Below are 23,695 nucleotides of genomic sequence, written 5' to 3'. Positions count from 1 at the left end.
CCGTACGGATCAGGTCCAGGCGCTGTGGCGCCAGGCTCCGGGACCGCGGGTCACCACGGCCGGCCGATGTGACGTGCCGATCCGGCGCCGCCGGGCGGGCGGTGGCACGGGCGGCGCGGAGGCGGACAGCAGGCAGAGGACGGCGAGCGCGGCGGCGACCTCGTCGGGGTCGGGCGGCGTGGCGATCACAGTGGAATGTTCCCGTGCTTGCGCGGCGCACGGGTCACCCGTTTGTCGCGCAGCGCCCGCAGCGCGCCGGCGACGCGGGAGCGGGTCTCGCTGGGCAGGATGACCTCGTCCACATAGCCGCGCTCAGCCGCCAGGTACGGGTTGCACAACGTGCGTTCGTACTCCTCCCGCAGCCGGGCACGCTCGGCGGCCGGGTCGGCGGCGTCCTGGAGAGCGCGCCGGTACAGCACACTGATCGCGCCGTCGCCACCCATGACCGCGATCTCGGCGGTGGGCCAGGCGAGGGTGACGTCGGTGCCCAGGTGTTTGGACCCCATCACGCCGTAGCCGCCGCCGTAGGCCTTGCGGGTGACCACGGTGACCATGGGCACGGTGGCCTCGGCGTATGCGTAGATGAGTTTCGCGCCGCGCCGGATGATGCCGCCGCGTTCCTGCTCCGGGCTGGGCAGGAAGCCCGGTACGTCGACGAAGGTCACCACGGGCAGGTGGAACGCGTCGCAGAGCCGGATGAACCGGGCCGCCTTCTCGGCCGCGTCGATGTCCAGCGCGCCCGCCAGGCGCAGGGGCTGGTTCGCGACGACGCCCACGCTGTGGCCCTCGATCCGGCCGAAGCCGCAGATCATGTTGCCGGCGAAGAGCGGCTGGACCTCGAGGAGGGCGCCGTCGTCGAGCACCGTCTCGATCACCGTGGTCATGTCGTACGGCCGGTTCCGGTCGTCCGGGACGATCTCGTCCAGTGCCCGGTCGAGTTCCGGGTCGCGGGCGGTCTGCGCGACGGGCAGCACCGGTGGATCGGACATGTTGTTCGACGGTAGATGCGCAAGCACCGTACGGACGTAGTCGAAGGCGTCCTTCTCGTCGGCGGCCAGATAGTGGGCGTTGCCGGAGACGGTGTTGTGGCTGGCCGCGCCACCGAGCTCCTCGCGGTCGACGTCGCGGCCGGTGACCGCGCGCAGCACCTCGGGGCCGGTGACGAACATGTGCGCGATCCGGTCGACCATGACCACGAGGTCGGTGATCGCCGGGGCGTAGACGGCGCCGCCCGCGCACGGGCCGACCATGATGGAGATCTGGGGGATCACGCCGGACGCCTCGACGTGCCGTCGGACCAGCTCGGCGTAGTAGGCCAGGGAAACCACACCCTCCTGGATGCGCGCGCCGCCGGAGTCGTTGATGCCGATGATCGGGGTGCCGGTACGCAGAGCCAGGTCCATCACCTTGATGATCTTCTCGCCGTACACCTCGCCGAGACTGCCGCCGAAGACGGTGAAGTCCTGGGCGAAGACGCACACCGGCCGGCCGTCGACGGTGCCGTAGCCGGTGACGACGCCGTCGCCGTACGGTCGCTCCCGCTCCATGCCGAAGTTGTGGCAGCGGTGCCGGGCCAGGGCGTCCAGCTCGACGAACGAGTCCGGGTCGAGCAGCGCCTCGATGCGTTCCCGGGCGGTCAGCTTGCCCTTGTCGCGTTGCCGCTGGACGGCGCGCGGATCGTACGGCGCTCTGGCCTGCTCGCGCCGGCGCTGCAGTTCCGCCAGTTGTTCCGCGGTGGTCAGGCTCACGGCAGCGTCACCACCTGAGCGGCGTAGGTGAGCCCGGCGCCGAACCCGGCCAGGAGCGCCCGGCCCCCGGAGCCGGCCTCGCCCCGGGCCAGCAGCGCCTCCATGGCCAGCGGGATCGAAGCGGCCGAGGTGTTGCCGGAGTGCACGACGTCGCGGGCCACCGCGGTGTGCGCGGGCAGCGCCAGCGAGCGGGCGGCGGCTTCGACGATGCGCAGGTTCGCCTGGTGCGGGATGAACGCGGCGAGTTCGTGCGGTTCCGTCCGGGCCGCGGCCAGGGCACGCCGGGAGATGTCCGGAACCGCCTCGGTCGCCCAGCGGAACACCTCGGGCCCGGCCATCCGCATGTAGGGGTGCGTGTCGCCGGCCCCCCAGGCGTGGTCGTGCGCGATGAGGTGGTGGCGGCTGCCGTCGCTGCCCCAGACGACCGGGCCGATGCCCGGGGTGTCGGCGGCCCCGACCACGACCGCGCCGGCTCCGTCGCCGAACAGGAAGGCGGTGCTGCGGTCAGTGCTGTCGATCAGGTCGCTCATCCGTTCCGAGCCGATCACCGCGACCCGGCGGGCGCCGGCACGCACCAGGCCGTCGGCGACCGCGAGCGCGTAGCTGAAGCCGGAACAGGCCGCGTTCAGGTCCATCCCGGCAGCCGGGCGGGCGCCGATCAGCTCGGCCACCTGAGGTGCGCCGGGCGGTGACTGGCGCAGCAGCGACATCGTCGCCAGCAGGACCACGTCGAGGTCACGAGGATCGGTTCCGGCCTGGGCCGCGGCCTTGCGCACGGCCTCGGCCGCCATCGTCACGACGGTCTCCTCCGGCCCCGCGAAGCGGCGGGTGACGATGCCCGAGCGCCGCCGGATCCACTCGTCGGACGAATCGATCATGCCGCTGACCTCGTCGTTGCCGACGATCCGGGCGGGGCGGTACGCGCCGACGCCGAGGATCGCCGAGCCGCGGTGCACGCTCATCGGGCGACCTCCGCGCTCAGCGGGGTCAGCGCGCCGGTCTCGTAGCGCCGGCGGCAGGCCCGTCGTTGCACCTTGCCGCTGGAGGTCCGCGACAGCGTGCCCCGGCGCACCAGCAGGATCTCGTCGGCCTCCAGCCGGTGCCGCTCCCAGATCGCCGTGCGCACCGCGTCGTAGGTGACGTCGACGCCCGGCGTCCGCGCGACCCGGCCGTCGATCTCGACCAGCACGACCAGGCGCTCCGAGCTCCCGTCGTCGACCGAGAACGCCGCCGCGCAGTTGGGATGCAGCCCGTCGACGGCGAGCTGGGCGGATTCCTCGATGTCCTGCGGGTAGAAGTTGCGGCCCTTGCGGATGATGACGTCCTTCTGCCGCCCGGTGACGAACAGGTCGCCGTCATGCAGGAACCCCAGGTCGCCGGTGCGCAGGTAGGTGACGTCACCGCAGCCGTCGATCCGGGCGCGGAAGATCTCCTCGGACAGCTCCGGCCGGTTCCAGTAGCCACGGGCGACGCACGGACTGTCGACCCAGATCTCGCCGACGTGCCCGGGCGAGCACTCCCGGCGGGTGGCCGGGTCGACGATGCGTACCGTGGTGCCCGGCACGGTGGTGCCGCTGCCGACCGCGGGCAGGACGTCCGGGCCGGGGCCGGGGGCGAACTCGGCGACGCCGTCCCCGAGCGGGCCGGCGGCCAGCCAGGCCATCCGCGGTGGCCGGTGCTCGTCGGTGCCGGTGACCTTGAGGGTGTTCTCGGCCAGTCCGTAACCGGGGCACATGGCCCGTGGCGCGAAGCCGTGCGGGGCGAACGCCGCCAGGAAGTCGGTGATCACCTGGCGGCGCACCGGTTCGGCGCCGTTGGCCGCGACCCGCCAGCGGGACAGGTCGCCCACCTCACCGGTGTGGCCCTCGGCAGCGGCCCGCACGCACAGCTCGTAGGCGAAGCTCGGGGCGGCGGCGTGGGTGCCGCCGAAGCGGGCGATCGCCTCCAGCCAGCGGGCCGGTCGCCGGATGAAGGAGTCCGGCGCCATCAGGTACGACGGGATGCCGCCCCACAGGGGCATCACCACTCCGAAGAGCATGCCCATGTCGTGGAAGAGCGGCAGCCAGTTGACCACTGTGGCGTCCGGTTCGAGCGGCCACAGCTCGGCGGTCTCGCGGGCGTTGTGCAGGAAGTTGCGGTGGGTGACCATGACACCCTTGGGGTCGCCGGTGGAACCTGAGGTGTACTGGAGCAGGGCGATGTCGTCCGGCCCCGGGATGGTGGCGGGCTCGGTCCCGGCGGGTTCCGCGGTGTCCGGCTCGTCGGTGGCGTGCAGCGCCAGCCCGGCCAGCTCGTCGGCGTCGCCGAAGCGGCGCTGCAGGTCGTCGCGGACGGCGGCGGTGGTGAGGATCGTGGTGGCGCCGGCGTCCTCGGCGATGCGCCGGATCCGGACCAGTCCGTCACGGCGACGCGGCACCTGCACCGGTGCGCCGATCGTGCCGGCGGTCATGCAGCCCAGCAGGGAGCGTACGAACTCCAGGCCGGAGGGGTAGAGCAGCACGGCGGTGCGCCCGGCCACCCCGAGGGCGGTCAGACGGGCCGCGCGTCGTCGCGCCGCCTCGGCCAGCTCGCCGTAGGTGAGGCTCTCGTCGGGCACCTCACCGTCGCGCAGAAACACGTAGGCCACGTCGTCCGGCTGGCGCTCGCCACGCAGCCGCAGGGCGTCCGGGAGCGTACGGATCTCGTCCGCACGCGGGTCGAGCCTGGCGCTCGTCATCTGATCTCCTTGTGCGAGGGTGACGCGGGAGCGAGCCGGCCGGACCGGTCCCCGGCGCGGGGGCGAGGACCGGGACGTCGCGGGCTCAGGCGTGCGCGTCGTCGGGGACCGGGCGGTCGACAGCCAGTCGCCACTGGCCCTCGGAGTTGCGGATCAGCACGTCGGTACAGGTGCCGTGGACGCTCGCGGTGCTGCCGTCCGGCTGCGGGATCTCCAGGTGGTAGTCGACGATCAGCAGGGACGTGTCCTTGGTCGTGTAGCTCTGCGTGACCTTCGACGCGATCGACGGGCCGGTCGCCAGGAAGTCCTTGAAGAACTGTGTGCGCTGGGCCCCGGTCAGCGGTGTGCCGGAGATGTTCGAGATTGCGTCCGGCGTGTACATCGAGTCGTACAGGGCGCCGTCGCCGGAATTGAAGATTCGCACGAACAGTTCATTCTGCAGGTGGGGGTCGTCGGGAATGATCGAATCCTGGATGGTGCTCATGCCGGTGCTCCTGTCTGTTCGGTGACCGGTGGGCGGGGCGCCCGCTTCCGAAGCGTTCCACGAACCCCACGAGCGACGGTCATGCCGCGGTAACCGTCCAGATGCGACGTTCGGTGCTCGACTGGTTACTCACCGGTGGGCTCGGGGGGAGGCCGGAGTGGGGTACTTACCTTGGAGTCCGTACTTACTTTTGTGGCGGGTGGCCCACTAGAGTCCGATTCGGTGTGGGTGGAGGAGGCGGTCTCGATCGTGAGGCACGGCGCGCACCGGCGACGGCGCCGGTGGGGCGCCGATCGGTGACGCGGTTCCGGAAATCCCGACGAGAAACCGGCCCGTAACATTCCTGAAGTGTCTCTTACAGCAATTCAACTTCTTTGTACGGGCGCATTCTGCCTGCCAGGAAAATGTTTTTTGTGGTGCAACTCACCGGAAGGGTGCGCGACTTTGAGGTAACGATATAGACATAGATGGTCACCCTTTGTAAAAACGTTCTTCGGGGGAGAGCATGCGATTCGGTGTCCTTGGGCCGATGGAAGTGGTGCACGAGGGCAGCGCGGTGCCGCTGGGAGGGACCAAGCAGCGCGCGGCTCTCGGATACCTGCTGTTGCGTTCCAATCGGGTGGTCGCCACCAGTCAGTTGCTCTACGCGCTCTGGCCCGCCGACGACGCGCCGGTCTCGGCCCGCAAGATCCTGCAGAACGCGGTGTGGGGTCTGCGCCGGGTCCTGTCGGCCGAGGACGCGGGTCCGGTCGAGCTGGTGACCCAGTCGCCCGGCTACAAGCTGGTGGTCCCGCCGGAGGACGTGGATCTCGTCCAGTTCCAGACGCAGGTCGACGCCGGCCGCGAGCGCCTCGCCTGGGGCGAGCCCGCCGCCGCGGCCACGATGCTGCGCCAGGCGCTCGATCTGTGGCGGGGCCCGGCGCTGGCCGACCTCACCGAGGCCGACATCGTCTGGCCCGAGCTGACCGCGGTGGAGAATTCACGGCTGGACGCCCTGGAGGACTACTTCGAGGCCCGCCTCGCCTGCGGCCAGCACCAGAGTGTGCTCGCCGATCTGGAGACCATGGTCTGTGGCGTCAACATCCGGGAGCGCTCCTGCCAGCAGCTGATGCTCGCGCTCTACCGCAGTGGACGGCAGGCAGATGCGCTCAACGTCTACCGGCGGGTGCGCGCCACGCTCGTCGAGGAGCTCGGCCTGGAACCCGGCCGGGACCTGCAGGTGCTGCACACCGCGATCCTGGCGCAGGACCCGGCGCTCGACCTGGACGCCGCGGCGGCCGGCGAACCGGTGGTGCTGGCCGCGCCGCCCGTCGAACCGGTCCCGGTCCGGATCCCCGCGCCGCGGATACCGGAGACCTCACCGCAGGCCGGGCCGGTCGCCGTCGACGTCAGCGCCCGTCGGCCGGTGAGCGTTCTGCTGGTGAGCACCCAGGTGGACGAGGAGAGCGGCGCGGCCGGGCAACCCGACGCGGACGCGCTGCTCGCCGGCGTCGCCGACGACGCCCGCCGCCACGTGGAGCAGCTCGGCGGACAGGCCACGGCGGCGATCGGTCCGATCTCGATGGCCGTCTTCCCGGCCGGGAACGGCCAGGACGGCGCCCAGCGCGCCGTCTTCGCGGCGTTGGCCGTACGCGACCACCTGACCGAGCCCGTCGGTGACCAGACCCGCCCGCCGGTGCGGTTCCGCGCCGCCGTGGTCACCGGGTCGGCGCTGGTGCGATACGAGTCGCCCGCCGGGGGAGCGCTCACCTCGGCCACCGGCCAGGTCCTCGACCGGTGCCACGCGCTGCTGGCCCGTGCCGGCGACAGTGAGATCCGGATCTGCGACGAGACCCGGTGCGACGTCGACGACGTCTACCGCAGCGACCGCCTGGCCCAGCCGGGTGAATGGGCGGTGCGGGGGCTGCGCTTCGACGAGGCGGCGTACGACGGGATGCCGCTGGTCGAGCGCGAGTTCGAGCTCTCCCTGGTCTGCGATCTGCTGGAGCGGGCGCGGTACCGGGTCACCCCGCACCTGGTGACCATCCTCGGTGAGTCCGGCACCGGCAAGAGCCGTTTCCTGGCCGAGTTGCGGCACGTCATCGGTGGCCGCGCACACGTGGCCCGGTTCCCGGTGTCCGGCGAGGTCGCCGATCGGGCCGAGGACGACGTCTTCGCCCTCCAGCGCGAGCTGGTCCTGGCGCTGTGCGAGGTCTACGGGGACGATTCCACCGGCGTACGGAAGGCGAAGCTCGAACGCGCCCTGCGCAACCTCGTCGCCGACCCGGACCGGAATCGAACCCTCGCCGCGTGCCTGCTGCCCTACGTCGACCCGGACGCCGGCCGCGACCACCTCGGCGACCTGCAGACCGAGCTCGGCGCATGGCGCCAGTTCCTGGAGCATGTGCCTCTGGACCGGCCGCTGGTGCTGCTGATCGACGACCTCCACCGGGCCGGCGACGACGTACTCACCCTGGTCAACGGCCTGGCAGACTTCTCCGACGTGCCGCTGCTCGTGGTCGCCTCGGCCCAGCCGAGCCTGCTCGACGTGCGACCCGGCTGGGGCGGGGGCAAGCGGCACATCACCACGCTGACCCTCGACGCGCTCTCCGACACGGCGGTGGATCGGCTGCTGGACTCCGCGGAAGGGCAGGCGGCGCGCGGCGTGAGTGGCTGGCTGCGTCAGCTGCTGGGGGCGAGCCCGGACGCCCAGCCCGACGAGCGACGCCGGCACCTGCGCTCGCTGCTTGCCATGCGGGCGCCGCGATACCTGAGTGCCAAGGCGACCTCGTGCGTGACCGGCTGAGCCGGGCGCCGGGCCCGCCGTCCCGGGCCGGCACGGGGCGGCCCGGGACGGCCTGATCACACGACGCCGAACAGCCGCGGGTCCCCGGCCCGCAACAGCGTGCACAGGGTGCGCAGCGCGCCGTCCAGCTCGGCGATCGACTCGTCATCGAGATGGGCCGACGGCTCCAGGCGCAACGTGCGGACCGCGCTCGCGGTCGGGAAGGTACGGATCCGGTGCGCCCCGAACAGGTAGCCGGAGAACACGTAGCCCAGGATCCCGGCGGTGTCCGCCTCACGCAGCGGATGCAGCGGCGACGCCGACTGCTCGTGGAACTCGACGCCGAGCATCAGGCCGCGGCCACGCACCTCGGCCACGATGTCCGGGAAGTCGGCGCGGACCTTCTCCAGCGTGCCCCGCAGCCGCTCGCCGGCCCGCTCGGCCAGCCGGTACACCGCGCCGCCGTCCGCCTCCAGCACTCTGAGCGCCCGCAGCGCCAACGCGGTGGAGAACCCGTCGCGGGCGAACGTCGAACTGTGCAGGAGTTCGAAATCGGGGCGGTAGAAGCTCTCGCGGATCAGGGTGAGCGCGGTCTTGGCCAGTCCGCCACCGAGCCCTTTGGCCAGCACGACGTAGTCCGGCCGCAGCTGGAGGTGCGCGGCGGCGAAGAACGCGCCGGTGCGGCCCATCCCGCTCTGGATCTCGTCGACCACGACCGGGAACCCGGCCGCGTCGGCGGCCGCGCGCACCTCGGCGGCGATCGGCGCCGACACCGTCCGGATGCCGCCCTCACCCTGGATCACCTCCAGGACGAAAGCGGCGACAACCGGGAACGGACGTCGTGCCAGCCGGATCTCGTCCCCGTCGACCAGCAGCTCCGGCACTTCGGCACGCTCGGCCTCGACCGCCCGGGCGACCGCGCCGGGTTCCTCGAACGCGATGAACCGGGCACCGGCCGCCATCCCCGCGAACGGGACACGGAAGTCCGCGTTGTGGGTCAGCTGGATCGAGCCGGCCAGCTTGCCGTGGAAGGAACCGGCGAAGGTGAGGAACACCGGCGGCCGCGCGGCGCAGGCGGCCGCGGCGGCGCGAACTCGCTCGGCGGCGGCGTCGAGGCCGTCGCCGGGCGCGACGCCCAGGTCGCGTAGAACCTGCTCCGGCACTCGCGCGGCGCCCGAGCGGACCGCCTCCACGGCGTCGGTCAGGTGTGTCTCGATCTCGGTGAGCAGCTCCCGCACGCGTAGCACCCGGGCGAACTCGGCGTGCTTCATGGCCACCTCGACCGCCTCGGCCCCGCTGTTGGCGAAGACGCCGTAGTACGGCTCCGGGTCCCCGAACTCACGGCGCAGAATCGTGTTGAGCAGACCGACGACGGCAGCCGGGTCACTCTGCCGTGAGGCCTGGGCCAGCACCGGCCGCCCGGCGGAGAGGAACTCGTGGGCGGCGCCGACGATCTCCGGATGGTTGTGGCCGAGGATCAGCGCGCCGTAACCGCCGGCGAAGTCGAGCACCGGCACCTCCCGGCCGCCGGCGTCGCGGTAGAACAACGTGTCCCCCTCGGCCCGGGTGAACTCGACGTCGATGCCGAGCTGGGCGAGGAAGCCGAGCATCTGCGGCTCGGCCAGCTCGGTGGTGCGGGATTCGGTGGTGGTCATCGGGACTCCTCGTCCGCGTCAGCAGGTACAGGCCGTCTGCGGCCGGACGTTACCGGCGGCCCGCCTTCGGCCCGGCAGTGTGCGGTCTCGGCCCGGTAAGTGGCGGCCGGGGCGTGGGATTGCCACACGATGACCTCGGGGTGGATACCGACCGCCACGGGACGATTACGGTCGATCGTGAGTCCCCTCGGACGGGAGCAGCGATGTCCCTTCAGGAATTGCCCGTGCCGGCGACCATGCGCGAGGTCATGTCGATGTTCGCCACCGGCGTCGTCGTCGTCACCGTCGGTGGCGAGCACCCGCACGGCATGACCGCCAACGCCTTCAGCTCGGTGTCGCTCGAACCCGCGCAGGTGCTCTGCTGCGTGGCGCACAGCGCGGTCATGCACAAGTCGATCAATTCGGAGCGCCGCTTCGCGATCTCCATCATGGCCGCCGACCAGGAGCGGCACGCGCGCTACTTCGCGGACAAGAGCCGGCCACTGGGCGCGCGGCAGTTCGAGGCGTTCGACTGGCGTCCCGGGGCGCGAACTGGAGCGCCGCTGCTCGGCGGGGCGCTGGCGTGGATCGAATGCGAGCTGGCCGACTCGCACGACTCCGGCGACCACTCGATCTTCATCGGCGCGGTGGTCGGCAGCCTGCGCGGCTCCGGCGCCGACGGACTGATCTTCTTCGACGGCGGGTTCCGTCCGGGAGCAGCCCCGACGCCGGCGGAGTGACCGGTCGCACGTGCGAGGTCCGCCCCGATGCCGGGGCGGACCTCGCTGTCGTGCGCCCGGTCGGCCGGGCCGGGTGGATGCGGTCAGGCGGTCGGGGTCTGGCCGAAGGGGTTGTCGACGGCGAACAGCCACTGGCCGTCGGCGCCCAGGCGCAGCACGTCCAGGCCGACGCCCTCCAGGTGCTGCTCGCCTTCCGGGGTGGTCACGTCGATCGCCCAGTTGACAACGAGCAGGGCGGTGTCGCCGGTGACGTGCGACTCCTGCAACGTGGCGGTCATGCGCGGCTTCTGGCTGATGAATTCTGCGAGGGAGTCGCGCCGCGCCTGCCCGGTCTGCGGGTTGCCCGGCTCCCACACGGAGATCGCGTCCTCGGTGTACATGGCGTTGATCGTGTCGACGTCGCCCGAGTTGAACGCCTCGACGTAACGCTCGCCGTGCTCGCGCGCGGCGTCGACCAGCTGCTGGTGGGTGACGGTCATGGCGTGCTCCCTTGTGCGGTGTCCGAAGTCGTCGGTGGCCGACGCTAACCGGGTGCGGTGTCGCCGGCCCCACCGCCGGGCAACGGGCCGCTCATCCACCTTGGGTTACCGCCTCGTTACCACCTGCTGAGGAGCGGCCGGGAGGGTGGGAGATCCACAGATCCACCCGGAAGGCGGATGATGAACGAGATCGCAGTCGTCGGCATGTCCTGCCGGCTGCCCGGCGCCTCGAACCCCGGCGCGTTCTGGGAGCTGCTCGCCGCCGGCGCCAGCGGGTTGCGGACCGGCGACGACGGCGCCCGGGCGGGCCGCCTCGACGGCGTCGGCGACTTCGACGCCGCGTTCTTCGGCATCTCGCCGCGCGAGGCCGCCGCCGTCGACCCGCAGCAGCGCCTGCTGCTGGAGCTGGCCTGGGAGGGGCTCGAGGACGCCGGGATCGTCCCGGCGACCCTGGCCGGCAGCCGCACCGCGGTGTACGTGGGCGCCCTGCGCGACGACTACGCCCATCTGGTGCGCCGGCACGGCGAACAGGCCATCACCCAGCACTCGATGACCGGCCTCAGCCGGGGCGTCATCGCCAACCGGGTTTCCTACTTCCTCGACCTGCGCGGGCCCAGCGTCACCGTGGACACCGCGCAGGCCTCCTCGCTGGTCGCCGTCCACCTGGCCGGGGAGAGCCTGCGCACCGGTGAGGCCGACCTCGCCCTCGCCGCCGGCGTCAACCTGGCGCTGCTCGGTGACCACCTCACCGAGCAGCGGTTCGGCGCGCTCTCCCCGGACGGCGAGAGCTATGCCTTCGACGCTCGCGCCAACGGTTTCGCCCCCGGTGAGGGCGCCGCGCTCGTGGTCCTCAAGCCCTTGGCGAAGGCCCGCGCCGACGGCGACCGCATCTACGGCGTCATCCGTGGCAGCGCCGTCAACCACGGCGGCGCGGCACCCGCGCTGACCGTCCCCCGTGCCGACGCGCAGGCCGATCTGCTCCGCGAGGCGTATCGCCGGGCCGGCGTCGACACCCGCCAGGTCCAGTACGTCGAGGCGCACGGCACCGGCACCCCGGTCGGCGACCCGATCGAGGCCGAGGCGCTCGGCGTCGCCCTGGGCGCCGGCCGCCCGGCCGGGGAGGCGCTGCGGATCGGCTCGGCGAAGACCAACGTCGGCCACCTCGAGGCGGCCGCCGGCATCGTCGGGCTGCTCAAGGTGCTGCTCGCGCTCACCCACCGGCAGCTGCCGCCGAGCCGCAACTTCAACGAGCCGAACCCGGCCATCCCGTTCGCCGACCTCGGCCTCGCCGTCCAGCAGCGGCACGGTCCGTGGCCCGACCCGGAGCGACAGTTGATCGCCGGCGTCAGCTCGTTCGGCATGGGCGGCGTCAACTGCCATGTCGTGCTGACCGAGGCCCCCGGGTCGCCACAGCGACCGGAGGACCCGGTGCCGCCGGTGCTGCCCTGGGTGGTCACCGCTCGGAGCGGCGCGCTGCCCGCACAGGCGGCCCGGCTACGTGACCGTCTGCGCGGCGACGACGACGCCCGGCCCGCCGACGTCGCGCGGGCGCTTGCCTCGACCCGTACCGTCTTCGAGCACCGCGCGGTCATTCTCGACGCCGACCCTGCAGCGCTCGACGCGGCGGCCGACGGACGCCCAGCGCCGAACCTGGTGACCGGTATCGCCACACCCGGACCGGTGGCGGCGGTCTTCACCGGCCAGGGCAGCCAGCGGGCCGGCATGGGCCGGCGGCTGTACGCGGCGTACCCGCGTTTCGCCGAGGCGTTCGACGAGATCGCCGCTCACCTGGACCCGCTGCTGCCCCGGCCGCTGGCCGAGGTCATCGACTCCGGGGACGGGCTGGACGACACCGGGTTCACCCAGCCGGCACTCTTCGCCGTCGAGGTCGCCCTCTACCGCCTGGCCGAGTCGTGGGGGGTGCGCGCCGACCACGTGGCCGGGCACTCCATCGGGGAGATCGCCGCCGCGCACGTCGCCGGGGTGTTCTCCCTGGCCGACGCGGCGGCCCTGGTCGCCGCCCGGGGCCGGCTCATGCAGGCGCTGCCGGGCGGCGGCGCGATGGTCGCCGTCGAGGCGAGTGAGGCGGTGGTACGCGAGCGGCTGACCGCCGGTGTGGACATCGCCGCCGTCAACGGCCCGTCCGCGGTGGTCGTGTCCGGCGCCGAGTCCGCCGTCACGGACCTGGCCGAGGTGTTCCGGGCCGCCGGGCACCGCACCCGCCGGCTGACGGTCAGCCACGCGTTCCACTCGGCGCTGATGGACCCGATGCTGGCGGAGTTCCACTCCGTCGTGTCCGGATTGTCGCCGCGCCCGCCGCGGATCCCGGTGATCTCCACCGTGCACGGCCGGGCGCTGCGCGACGACGAGGCGACCGACCCCGGCTACTGGAGTTCGCAGGTGCGCCGGCCGGTTCGGTTCCTCGACGCGATCCGGACCCTGGCGGCCGAGGACGTCACCACATATCTGGAGATGGGCCCCGACGGGGTGTGCAGCGCGATGATCGCCGCGGCCCTGCCCGGGGCCGGTGCCGTGCCTCTGTTGCGGGCCGGCCGTGACGAACCGCGGACCTTCACCACCGCGCTTGCCCAGGCGTTCGTGCGCGGGGTGCCGGTGGACTGGGCGGCCGTCTGCGGTGCGGGACCGCGCGCCGGCCTACCGACGTACGCCTTCCAGCGCCGCCGCCACTGGTTCGACACCGCCGGCACCACGCCGGTGGCGGCCACCGCACGGCCCCGCACGGACGCCGCGCCGGCAGCGGCCACCGCACCGCCCCGTGCCGGCCGCGACCTGGCCGCCCTGGTTCACGACCACGCGGCGGCCGTGCTCGGCGCCGCTCCCGGGCAGCGGCTCGACACCACCGCCACCTTCCGCGATCTCGGCTTCGACTCGCTGATGGGCGTGGAACTGCGGGACGCGCTGGCCGCCGCGACCGGGCGCCCGCTGTCCGCCGGGCTGATCTACGACCGTCCCACCATCGACGAACTGGTCGCCCACCTGGCCGGGAGCGGCGACGACCAGCCGGACACCGCGGCGCCCCGGCCCGCCACCGATGATGACGACGCCGTCGCCATCATCGGCATGGCCTGCCGGTATCCGGGTGGTGTCGCGTCCCCCGAGGATCTGTGGCGCCTGGTCGCCGACGGCGCCGACGCGGTCGGCGCGTTCCCGGACGACCGCGGCTGGGACGCGAGCCTGCACGACCCCGATCCGGACCGGTCCGGCCACAGCTACGTCGACCAGGGCGGGTTCCTCTACGACGCGCCGCTGTTCGACGCCGGCTTCTTCGGCATCTCGCCGCGTGAGGCGCTCGCCATGGACCCCCAGCAGCGACTGCTGCTGGAGACCGCGTGGGAGGCCGCCGAACGTGCCGGCATCGACCCGCACTCGCTGCGCGGTACCCGCACCGGCGTGTACGTCGGCGGCACGCACCTCGACTACGGGCCGCGCATGCACACCGCCGGGACCGAGGTCGACGGGCACGTGCTGACCGGCACCACCGCGAGTGTGATGTCCGGCCGCATCGCCTACCAGCTGGGTCTGCACGGCCCGGCGGTCACCGTCGACACCGCCTGCTCGTCGTCGCTGGTGGCCCTGCACCTGGCGGTCCGGTCGGTACGCGACGGCGAGTCCACTCTCGCGTTCGCGGGCGGCGTCACGGTGATGTCCGGCCCCGGGATGTTCGTCGAGTTCTCCCGGCAGCGGGGGCTGGCTCCGGACGGCCGCAGCAAGTCGTTCGCCGCGGCCGCCGACGGCACCTCGTGGGCGGAGGGCGCCGGTGTGCTGCTGATCGAGCGGCTCTCCGACGCGCGCCGCCGCGGCCACCGGGTCCTCGCGGTGATCCGGGGCAGCGCGGTCAACTCCGACGGCGCCTCCAACGGCCTCACCGCCCCCAGCGGCCCGGCCCAGGAGAGGGTGATCCGCGACGCGCTCGCCGACGCCCGCCTGGACGTGACCGGCGTCGACGCGGTGGAGGCGCACGGCACCGGCACCCGGCTCGGCGACCCGATCGAGGCGGAGGCGCTGCAGGCGACGTACGGGCAGGCCGGTCACCCGGTGTGGCTGGGCTCGCTCAAGTCGAACGTCGGCCACACCCAGGCCGCCGCGGGTGTCGGCGGGGTGATCAAGATGGTGCAGGCCCTGCGGCACGAGCGCCTGCCGCGAACCCTGCACGTGGACCGGCCCACCGACCACGTCGACTGGACGGCCGGTGGGATCCGCCTGCTGACCGACGAGCAGCGGTGGCCCCGCGGCGACCGGCCGCGGCGGGCCGCCGTGTCGTCGTTCGGGATCAGCGGCACCAACGCGCACGTGGTCATCGAGGAGGGCGACGACGATCCGCGTCCGGTCGCCGCCGAGCCGGCCGGGCCGTACCCCCTCGTCTTCGCGGTGTCCGGGCGCAGCCCTGCCGCCCTGGCCGAGCATGCCCGCCGCCTGCACGAACGCGTCAGCGCAGCGCCGGGGGAGGAGCCTGCCGCGATCGCCCGGACGCTCGCTGCCGGGCGCGCCGCCTTCGAGCACCGCGCCGTCGTCCTCGGCGCCGGAAACCTGCTCGACGGGCTGGCCGCGGTCGCCGGCGGCAGCCCGCACCCGGACGTCGTGGCCGGCGAGGCGCAGGGACCCGGGCCGGCAGCGCTGCTGTGCACCGGGCAGGGCGCGCAGTACCCGGGGATGAGCCGCGAGCTGTACGAGTCCGATCCGGTCTTCGCGGCCGCCTTCGACGAGGTGTGCGACGCGTTCGCGCCGTATCTGGACCGGCCGCTGCGCGAGGTGGTGCACGACGGGGCGGACCTGGTCGACCGTACCGACTGGGCCCAGCCCGCCCTGTTCGCGGTCGAGGTCGCGGTGGCCCGGCTGCTGGAGCACCACGGGCTGCGGGCCGGTCTGGTCGCCGGGCACTCGATCGGGGAACTGGCCGCCGCGTACCTCGCCGGGCTCTGGTCGTTGCAGGACGCCGCCCGCCTGGTCGCCGCGCGGGGCCGGGCGATGCGGGCCGCACGCGAGGGTGGCGTCATGGCGGCCGTCCAGGCCACCGTGGCGGAGATCGAACCGGATCTGACCGCCGGTGTCAGCCTCGCCGCGATCAACGCCCCCGACGCCGTGGTCGTCTCCGGTGACGCCGGCGCGGTCACCGCGCTCGCCGGGCGCTGGGCCGCGCGGGGCCGCCGTACCCGCATGCTGACCGTCAGCCACGCCTTCCACTCCGCACACATGGACGAGGCGCTGGACGAGTTCCGGGCCGTCGCCGAGCAGGTCACCTACCACGAGCCCCGGTTGCCGCTGGTCTCCACGGTGAGCGGCCGGCCGGCCGGGGACGAGATCACCACGCCCGGGTACTGGACCCGGCAGATCCGTGAGACGGTCCGCTTCGCCGACGCGGTCGCCGCACTGGCCGACGCCGGCGCCGGGCTGATGGTCGAGGTCGGCCCGGACGCGGTGCTCGCACCCCTGGCGGCGCGGACCCGGCCGGACGACGTGACAGCGATCGCGGTGCTGCGCCGCGGGCACTCCGACACCCGGTCGGTGGCTCTGGCCCTGGCACGGATGTACGTGCACGGCGTACCCGTCGATCTCGGCCGCCTGGCGCCCCGCGGTCCCGGCGTCGACCTGCCCACCTATCCGTTCCAGCGGGAACGGTTCTGGCCCGCGCCGGAGAGCGGTGGCGACGTGCGCACCCTCGGCCTGACGCCGGCCGGGCATCCGCTGCTGACCGCCCGCACCGGCATCGCCGGGCGCGACGAGACGGTCCTGCTCGGCCGGCTGTCGGTGGACGAGCAGCCGTGGCTCGCCGACCACGTCGTCGGAGCGGGCGCGCTGCTGCCCGCGGCTGCCTTCGCCGAGCTGGCGCTGAGCGCGGGGCTGGCCTGCGGCACGCCGCGGATGGCGGAGCTGACTCTGGAGGCGCCGCTGCGGCTGGACGTGCCGGTGCGCGTGCAGATCACCGTCGACGCCCCAGCCGGTGACGGCGGCCGTGCGTTCACCGTGCACGCCACGCCGGACACCGGTGACGAACAGTGGACCCGGCACGCCACCGGCCTGCTGACCGCGCCGGCGCCGGAGCCCGCCGGCGCGGCCGGATCGTGGCCGCCGCCGGGCGCGACAGCGGTGCCGGTCGCCGACGTCTACGCCCGGCTCGCCGACGCCGGCTACCACTACGGCCCGGACTTCCGCGGGCTGCGCGCGCTGTGGCACGACAGCTCCGGCGTCCACGCCGAGATAAGCCTGCCGGACGGGGTGCGTGACACCGCCGCCGGATACGGCCTGCACCCGGTGCTGCTCGACTCGGCGCTGCACGCCCTGATCTGGCAGCGCCTGTCGGGCCGGTCCGCTGACACGGACACCGTCGACCTGCCGTTCGTGATCGCCGGGCTGCAGGTCGCCGTGCCCGGCGCGACCGGCGCCCGGGTCCGGATCCTCCCGGCGGGCCCGGACGCTGCCGGGTTGAGGCTCACCGCCGGCGACGGGTCCGCGGTGGCGACGGTCCAATCGGTCACGGTACGCCCGGTCACCGCCACCGACGCCCGCCTGCACACCGTCGACTGGGCCGAGGTGCGCCCCGCGATCACCCCACCGGCCGTGACCGTCGTTCCCGTCGACAGCGGCGGTGACCTGCCCGGACAGGCGCACGCCACGGCCCTCGACCTGGTCCGGCTCATCCGTGACCGGTGGGACGGCGACGAGATCCTCGCCGTCGTCACCCGCAACGCCGTGCCGGTGCTGCCCGGCGAGGACGTGCCCGGTCTCGGCGCCGCCCCGGCGTGGGGACTGGTGCGCTCGGTGCAGAGCGAGCACCCCGGCCGGGTCGTGCTGGTCGACCTGGACGAGACAGCCGACGCCGACAGCGGGCTGCGCCGGGCGCTGGCGACCGGAGAGGCGCAGGTTGCGGTCCGCCGCGATCGGCTGTACGCGCCGCGGCTGGTCCCGGCCGCGCCCCCGGTCACCACGGCCTGGCGGCCGGATCCGGAGGGGACGGTGCTCATCGTGGGCGGCACGGCCGGGCTCGGCGCCCGGTTCGCGCGTCATCTGGTGAGCGCGTACGGCGTACGCCATCTGCTGCTGCTGAGCCGCCGCGGCCCGGCCACCCCCGGCGTGTCCGGCCTCGTCGACGATCTCACCGCCGACGGCGCCCGGGTACGTGTGGCCGCGGCCGACGCGGCCGACCGCGCCCAGCTCGCCCGCGTCCTGGCCGAGATCCCGGCCGGGCACCCGTTGACCGGTGTCCTGCACACCGCCGGCGTGCTCGCCGACGCGACCGTCGACACCCTGACCGACGAGCAGATCGCCACCGTGCTGCGCCCGAAGATCGACGCGGCCTGGCACCTGCACGAGCTCACCCGGGACCACCCGCCGTCGCTGTTCGCGCTGTTCTCGTCGGTGTCCGGCCTGGTCGGCACCCCCGGGCAGGCCAACTACGCGGCCGCGAACACGTTCCTGGACGCCCTGGCCGCTCACCGCCGCGCCGCCGGGATGCCCGCGGTCTCGCTCGCCTGGGGACTGTGGGACGACTCCGCCGGAATGGGCGCCGGCCTCGGCGAGTCCGATCTGGCCCGCTGGCGGCGGGCCGGGTTCGCGCCGCTCAGCGCCGCCGACGGGCTGGCCCTGTTCGACGCCGCGGTCGGTGCCGACGCGGCCCTCGTCGCACCGGCCCGGTACCGGCCGCGCCCGGTCGTGCCGGCCGCCGCCCCGGTGCGCGACCATCGCGAGGGGGCCCTGGACCTGGTCCGCGAGGCGACCGCCACGGTTCTCGGACATCGCAGCGCCGACCGTGTCGACGCCCGCCGGGCCTTCCGTGAGCTGGGTCTCGACTCGCTGGGCGGGGTGGAGCTGCGCAACCGGCTCGGCGAGGCGACCGGCCTGCGCCTGCCGGCCACCGTGGTCTTCGACCATCCCACTCCGGAGGCGCTCGCCGCCTACCTGACCGCCCAGCTCGGCGGCGCCGATGAGCCCGCGCCGGTGGTGTCGGTGATCGCGGAGGTGGCCGACGAGCCGATCGCGATCGTGGGGATGGCGTGTCGTTTCCCGGGTGGGGTGGGGTCGCCGGAGGACCTGTGGCGGTTGGTGACCGAGGAGGTGGACGCGGTCGGGGAGTTCCCGGTGAACCGGGGCTGGGACGTGGCCGGTCTGTACGACCCGGATCCGGATCATCCCGGGACGTCGATCACGCGGCACGGCGGGTTCCTGTACGACGCCGACCGGTTCGACGCCGAGTTCTTCGGCATGTCACCGCGCGAGGCCGCCGCCACCGACCCGCAGCAGCGGCTGCTGCTGGAGACCACGTGGGAGCTGTTCGAGGACGCCGGCGTCGATCCGGCGACGCTGCGCGGTTCGAACACCGGCGTGTTCACCGGCGCCATGTACGACGACTACGCGGCCGGCCGTCGCAGCGCCCCGCCCGAACTGGAGGGTTTCCTGCTCACCGGCAACCTGTCCAGCGTCGTGTCGGGGCGGGTGGCGTACACGTTCGGTCTTGAGGGTCCGGCGGTGACGGTGGATACGGCGTGTTCGTCGTCGTTGGTGGCGTTGCACTGGGCGGTGGCGGCGTTGCGGCGGGGTGAGTGTGATCTGGCGGTGGCGGGTGGGGTGACGGTGATGTCGTCGCCGAACACGTTTGTGGAGTTCTCGCGTCAGCGTGGTTTGGCGGTGGATGGCCGGTGTCGTTCGTATGCCGATGATGCGCGGGGCACGGGCTGGTCCGAGGGTGTCGGGTTGGTGTTGGTGCAGCGGTTGTCGGAGGCGGTGGCGTCGGGTCGTCGGGTGTTGGCGGTGGTGCGGGGTTCGGCGGTGAATCAGGACGGTGCGTCGAATGGGTTGACGGCGCCGAGTGGTCCGGCGCAGGAGCGGGTGATCGGTCGGGCGCTGGCGGTGGCCGGTCTGTCTGCGGCTGATGTGGATGTGGTCGAGGGTCATGGGACGGGTACGCGGTTGGGTGATCCGATCGAGGTGCGGGCGTTGCAGGCCACGTATGGGCGGGCGGGCCGGCCGGTGTGGTTGGGGTCGTTGAAGTCGAACATCGGGCATGCCCAGGCTGCGGCGGGTGTGGGTGGTGTGATCAAGATGGTGCAGGCGATGCGGTACGGGTTGATGCCGCGGTCGTTGCATGGTGAGGTTGCGTCGTCGCAGGTGGATTGGGATGCCTCGGGTGTCCGGTTGTTGTCGCGGGCGCGGCCGTGGCCGGTGGAGGGCCGGGTGCGGCGGGCGGCGGTGTCGTCGTTCGGGATCAGTGGCACCAATGCGCACGTCATTCTGGAGCAGGGCCCGGAACCGGAGCCGGGGCCCACCCCGAAGCGGGCGCTGCCTGTGGTGCCGTGGGTGCTGTCGGCTCGGGACGAGGCGGGGCTGCGGCGTCAGGTGCTGCGGTTGCGGGAGTACCTCGAGGAGCATCCGGACACCGACCCGGCCGACGTCGGCTACACCCTGGCCACCCGGCCGTTGCTGGAGCATCGGACCGCCGTCGTCGGCGACGACCCCCTCGCCGCCCTCGACGCGCTGGCCGCCGGGACACCGCACCCGGCGGTGCTGCCCGCCCGTACGGTCCGCGACACCGGCGCCCGCACGGCGTTCCTCTTCACCGGGCAGGGCAGCCAGCGTCCGGGCATGGGCCGCGAGCTGTACGACAGCAGTCCCGCGTTCGCCCACGCCCTCGACGAGATCTGCGAGGTGCTCGACCCGTACCTGCCCCGGCTGTTGCGCCAGGTCCTGTGGGCCGAGCCCGGCTCGGCCGACTCCGCGCTGCTGGACCGGACCGGGTACACGCAGGCGGCGCTCTTCGCCGTCGAGGTCGCGCTCTACCGGATGGCCGAGCACCACGGCGTACGCCCCGACTACCTGCTCGGCCACTCGATCGGCGAGGTGAGCGCCGCCCACGTCGCCGGGCTCTGGGATCTGCCCGGCGCGTGCGCGGTGGTCGCCGCCCGCGGCCGGCTCATGGAGGCCGCACGCGAGGGCGGGGTGATGGTCGCCGTCCGGGCCGGCGAGGAGCGGGTCCGCGACGACCTGCGCCGTCTCGGGCTGACGGAGGCGCTCGCGGTCGCCGCTGTCAACGGCCCGCAGGCCACCGTCGTCTCCGGCGACGCGTCCGCCGCCGGCCGCCTCACCGCGATGTGGGCCGCCGAGGACGTACGGTTCCGGCAGTTGACGGTCAGCCACGCGTTCCACTCGCCGCACATGGACGACGTGCTCGGCGAGTTCCGTGCCGCCCTGGAACAGGTGACCTTCCACCGGCCGCACCTGCCGCTGGTGTCCGACCTGACCGGTGACGTCGCCGACCCGGACGAGCTGTGCGACCCCGGCTACTGGGTCCGGCACATCCGCGGGACCGTGCGGTTCCTCGACGGCGTACGCCGGCTCGACGCCCTCGGAGTCGGCAGGTATCTGGAGATCGGCCCCGGCGGGGGACTCGCCGCCCTGGCCGAGCAGTGCCTGCCGGACGGCCGGGACGCCGTCTGCGCCGCGCTGCTGCCGCCCGGCCGCTCCGAGCCGCACAGCGTCGCGGTCGCCCTGGCCCGGCTGCGTCTGGACGGCGCGGACTGGAACCCGGCCACGACGTTCCCCGGCGGGGGGCGGATCGGCCTGCCGACGTACGGCTTCCGCGCCGACCGTTACTGGCTGCCGGCGCCGGCCGAGGCCATCGGGGCCGGCGGGCTCGGCCACCCGCTGCTGCACACCGTCACCGAGCTGGCCGGCCGGGGCGGCGTGGTGCTCACCGGCCGCGTGGCCGCGAGCGGCTGGATCGGCGACCACCGGGTCGGTGACGCCGTCCTGGTGCCCGGCGCCGCGGTGCTGGAGATGCTGCTGCGGGCGGGCCGGGAGACCGGCTGCCCTCGGGTCACCGACCTGACCGTCACCGTGCCGCTGGTGGTGCCGGACGGCGGCGCCCTGCGGCTGCAGATCCTGGTCGCCGCGCCGGACGCGGGTGGCAACCGGGCCGTCGAGGTGCACGCCCGCGCCGCTGACCGGGACGAGTGGACGCCGCACGCGGTCGCGACACTCGTCCCGGACGACGCCGGGCCCGCCGTGGACCCGCTGGTGTGGCCGCCGGACGCCGTCGAGGCCGACCTGACCGGCGTCTACGAGCGGCTCGCCGGGCACGGCTACACGTACGGGCCGGCCTTCCAGGGGTTGCGCCGGGCGTGGACGGCCGGCGACGACCTGTACGCGGAGGTCGAGCACGACGGCGACACCGGGTTCCTGCTGCACCCTGCGCTGCTCGACGCCGGGCTGCACCCGCTGCTCCCGGGGGTGGTGGACGACGATCGGCCGGCTGTAGTGCCGTTCGGCTGGAACGACGTGCGCCTGCACCGGGGCGCGGCCGGCCGGCTGCGGGTACGCCTCACCCGTACCGGCCCGGACACCGTCGCCGTGGCCGCCGACGACGAGTCCGGTGCGCCCGTGCTGCGCGCCGGCACGCTGAGCCTGCGGCCGCTGTCCGGCGCGGTGCTGCGCGACCCGCTGCTGACCGTCTCCTGGGTGCCGGCCGTGGCAGGGCCGCTCGACACCGCCGACGTGTACGAGGTCACCGGCGCCGATCCGGGCGAGGCCGTCCGGGCCACGCTTCGGCGGCTGCGGGAGTGGCTGGCCGACGCGAGCACCGCCGGCCGCCGGCTGGCCGTGGTGACCCGCCGGTCGGCCGGCCCCGCCCACGCGGGGGTGTGGGGCCTGGTCCGTACCGCCCAGACCGAGCACCCGGACCGGTTCGTGCTCGTCGACGTCGACCATGACGATCCGGTGCCGCCGACCGGCCTGCCCGTTGCGGAGCCGCAGCTGGCCGTCCGCGAGGGACGGCTGCTGGCGCCCCGGCTGACCCGCGCCCCGGGCGCCCCGGGCACGGCTCCGGACTGGACGGCCGGACCGGTGCTGATCACCGGCGCGACCGGAACCCTCGGACAGGTCCTGGCCCGGCACCTGGTGCACCAGCACGGCGCCCGTGACCTCGTGCTGCTCAGCCGGCGCGGCGAGGACGCACCCGGCGCCGGGGAGTTGCGCGATGAGCTCACCGCCGCCGGCGCCCGGGTCGTGTTCGCCGCGTGCGACGTCACCGACCGGGCCGACCTGGCGGCGGTTCTCGACGCGCATCCGGTGCGGGCCGTGGTGCACGCGGCCGGGGTGGTGGACGACGGCGTGCTCACCGGACTGACCGACGAGCAGGTCACCCGGGTCCTCACCGTCAAGATCGACGCGGCCCGGAACCTGCACGAGCTGACCCGCGACCGCGACCTGACGGCGTTCGTCCTCTACTCCTCGGTCGCCGGGCTGCTCGGCACCGCCGGACAGGCGGCCTACGCGGCCGGCAACTCCTACCTGGACGGCCTGGCCGCCGCGCGCCACGCCGCCGGACTGCCCGGCACCTCGCTCGCCTGGGGGCTGTGGGCGCAGGCCAGCGACCTGAGCGGGCACCTCGGCGACGCGGACCGGCAGCGCCTGACCCGGCTCGGCCTGCGCCCGCTCGACACCGACGCGGCGATGGCGATGTTCGACACGGCGACCGCCGGCGCCGAGCCGCTGTACGCGCTGACCGCCCTCGACCTGTCCGCCGTGCGGGCCACCGGTGTCGTCCCGCCGCTGCTGCGCGCTCTCGTGCCGGCTGCCGCCGTACACCCTTCCCCGCTCGCCGAACCGGCCACGGCCCGGCTCGGCGCGCTCCCGGCCGCCGAACGCCGTCCCGTGTTGTTGCGCCTGGTCCGCGGGCAGGTCGCCGCCGTGCTCGGCTACGCCGACCCGCAGACCCTGGACGACGACCGGGTCCTGCAGGAGTTCGGCCTGGACTCGCTGACCGCGGTCGAGCTGCGCAACCGGATCGGCGCCGAGATCGGTGTCCCGTTGCCGGCCGGGGTGGTCTTCGACCATCCCACCGTCGGCGCTCTCGCCGCCTACCTCGACCGGCTGGTCACCCCCGAGCCGCAGGCCGCCGCGCGGGCGCTGCTGGCCGACCTCGACCGCATCGAGGACGACCTGCGCGCGGCCGTCGACGGGACCGGGGACACCGCCGGCCTCATCGAGCGGCTCCAGACCCTGCTGAAGATCGTCCACCCCGGTTCCGGGCCGGTCGGCGCCGACCTGGCCGCCGCCAGCGACGAGGAACTGTTCGCGCTCCTGGACGAATCCGAGTGATCGCCGACCCGGAAAGAGGGTGC

The 23,695-nt window shown here is 73.9% G+C and carries 10 protein-coding genes; 3 read left to right on the top strand and 7 right to left on the bottom strand.

The features are described from left to right. Positions 1–9 precede the first annotated feature (9 nt). From BM290_RS12940 to BM290_RS12920, 5 genes are all read right to left on the bottom strand, one after another. Complete coding sequence (locus tag BM290_RS12940; RefSeq protein ID WP_093613440.1) at positions 10–189, bottom strand: acyl-CoA carboxylase epsilon subunit; 180 nt, start codon at positions 187–189, stop codon at positions 10–12. After that, positions 186–1,748, bottom strand: coding sequence for an acyl-CoA carboxylase subunit beta (locus BM290_RS12935; RefSeq protein WP_093613438.1), 1,563 nt, complete (start codon positions 1,746–1,748; stop codon positions 186–188). The genes BM290_RS12940 and BM290_RS12935 overlap by 4 nt, the downstream gene beginning before the upstream one ends. Then, positions 1,745–2,710, bottom strand: a complete 966-nt coding sequence (locus BM290_RS12930; protein WP_093613436.1) for a beta-ketoacyl-ACP synthase 3 — start codon at positions 2,708–2,710, stop codon at positions 1,745–1,747. The genes BM290_RS12935 and BM290_RS12930 overlap by 4 nt, the downstream gene beginning before the upstream one ends. Then, positions 2,707–4,464 carry a fatty acyl-AMP ligase gene (locus tag BM290_RS12925; RefSeq protein WP_093613434.1) on the bottom strand — a complete coding sequence of 586 codons (1,758 nt, stop codon included), beginning with the start codon at positions 4,462–4,464 and terminating at the stop codon, positions 2,707–2,709. Before BM290_RS12925 ends, BM290_RS12930 begins: the two co-directional genes overlap by 4 nt. An 85-nt stretch (positions 4,465–4,549) precedes the next feature. After that, a complete protein-coding gene (locus tag BM290_RS12920; protein WP_093613432.1) occupies positions 4,550–4,948 on the bottom strand; it encodes a YybH family protein in 399 nt (132 codons plus the stop codon). 529 nt (positions 4,949–5,477) lie between these two features. Here BM290_RS12920 and BM290_RS12915 point away from each other — a divergent pair. Beyond that, entirely contained in the window at positions 5,478–7,733 is a 2,256-nt protein-coding gene (locus BM290_RS12915; protein ID WP_177319688.1) for an ATP-binding protein, read from the top strand. A 56-nt stretch (positions 7,734–7,789) separates the two neighbouring features. Here BM290_RS12915 and BM290_RS12910 read toward each other — a convergent pair whose 3' ends face one another. Next, entirely contained in the window at positions 7,790–9,367 is a 1,578-nt protein-coding gene (locus BM290_RS12910) for an aspartate aminotransferase family protein (protein ID WP_203779829.1), read from the bottom strand. Between the two features lie 203 nt (positions 9,368–9,570). Here BM290_RS12910 and BM290_RS12905 point away from each other — a divergent pair, with 203 nt between their 5' ends. Then, a complete protein-coding gene (locus tag BM290_RS12905; RefSeq protein ID WP_093613428.1) occupies positions 9,571–10,086 on the top strand; it encodes a flavin reductase family protein in 516 nt (171 codons plus the stop codon). 83 nt (positions 10,087–10,169) lie between these two features. Here BM290_RS12905 and BM290_RS12900 read toward each other — a convergent pair whose 3' ends face one another. Further along, positions 10,170–10,565 (bottom strand): YybH family protein, encoded by a 396-nt coding sequence (locus BM290_RS12900; RefSeq protein ID WP_093613426.1) that lies wholly within the window; start codon positions 10,563–10,565, stop codon positions 10,170–10,172. A 180-nt stretch (positions 10,566–10,745) separates the two neighbouring features. Between BM290_RS12900 and BM290_RS12895 the strand changes: the two genes are divergently transcribed. Beyond that, positions 10,746–23,672, top strand: a complete 12,927-nt coding sequence (locus BM290_RS12895; protein ID WP_093613743.1) for a type I polyketide synthase — start codon at positions 10,746–10,748, stop codon at positions 23,670–23,672. Positions 23,673–23,695 lie beyond the last annotated feature (23 nt).

The sequence above is a fragment of the Actinoplanes philippinensis genome (assembly GCF_900113015.1).
Taxonomy (GTDB): Bacteria; Actinomycetota; Actinomycetes; order Mycobacteriales; family Micromonosporaceae; genus Actinoplanes; species Actinoplanes philippinensis.
This window is presented reverse-complemented; position numbering and strand designations above follow the sequence as displayed.

Coding starts and splice junctions, on each gene's coding strand:
- BM290_RS12930 (WP_093613436.1), bottom strand. CDS start 2,710: ATGAGCGTGCACCGCGGCTCGGCGATCCTCGGCGTCGGCGCGTACCGC.
- BM290_RS12925 (WP_093613434.1), bottom strand. CDS start 4,464: ATGACGAGCGCCAGGCTCGACCCGCGTGCGGACGAGATCCGTACGCTC.
- BM290_RS12920 (WP_093613432.1), bottom strand. CDS start 4,948: ATGAGCACCATCCAGGATTCGATCATTCCCGACGACCCCCACCTGCAG.
- BM290_RS12915 (WP_177319688.1), top strand. CDS start 5,478: ATGGAAGTGGTGCACGAGGGCAGCGCGGTGCCGCTGGGAGGGACCAAG.
- BM290_RS12910 (WP_203779829.1), bottom strand. CDS start 9,367: ATGACCACCACCGAATCCCGCACCACCGAGCTGGCCGAGCCGCAGATG.
- BM290_RS12905 (WP_093613428.1), top strand. CDS start 9,571: ATGTCCCTTCAGGAATTGCCCGTGCCGGCGACCATGCGCGAGGTCATG.
- BM290_RS12900 (WP_093613426.1), bottom strand. CDS start 10,565: ATGACCGTCACCCACCAGCAGCTGGTCGACGCCGCGCGCGAGCACGGC.
- BM290_RS12895 (WP_093613743.1), top strand. CDS start 10,746: ATGAACGAGATCGCAGTCGTCGGCATGTCCTGCCGGCTGCCCGGCGCC.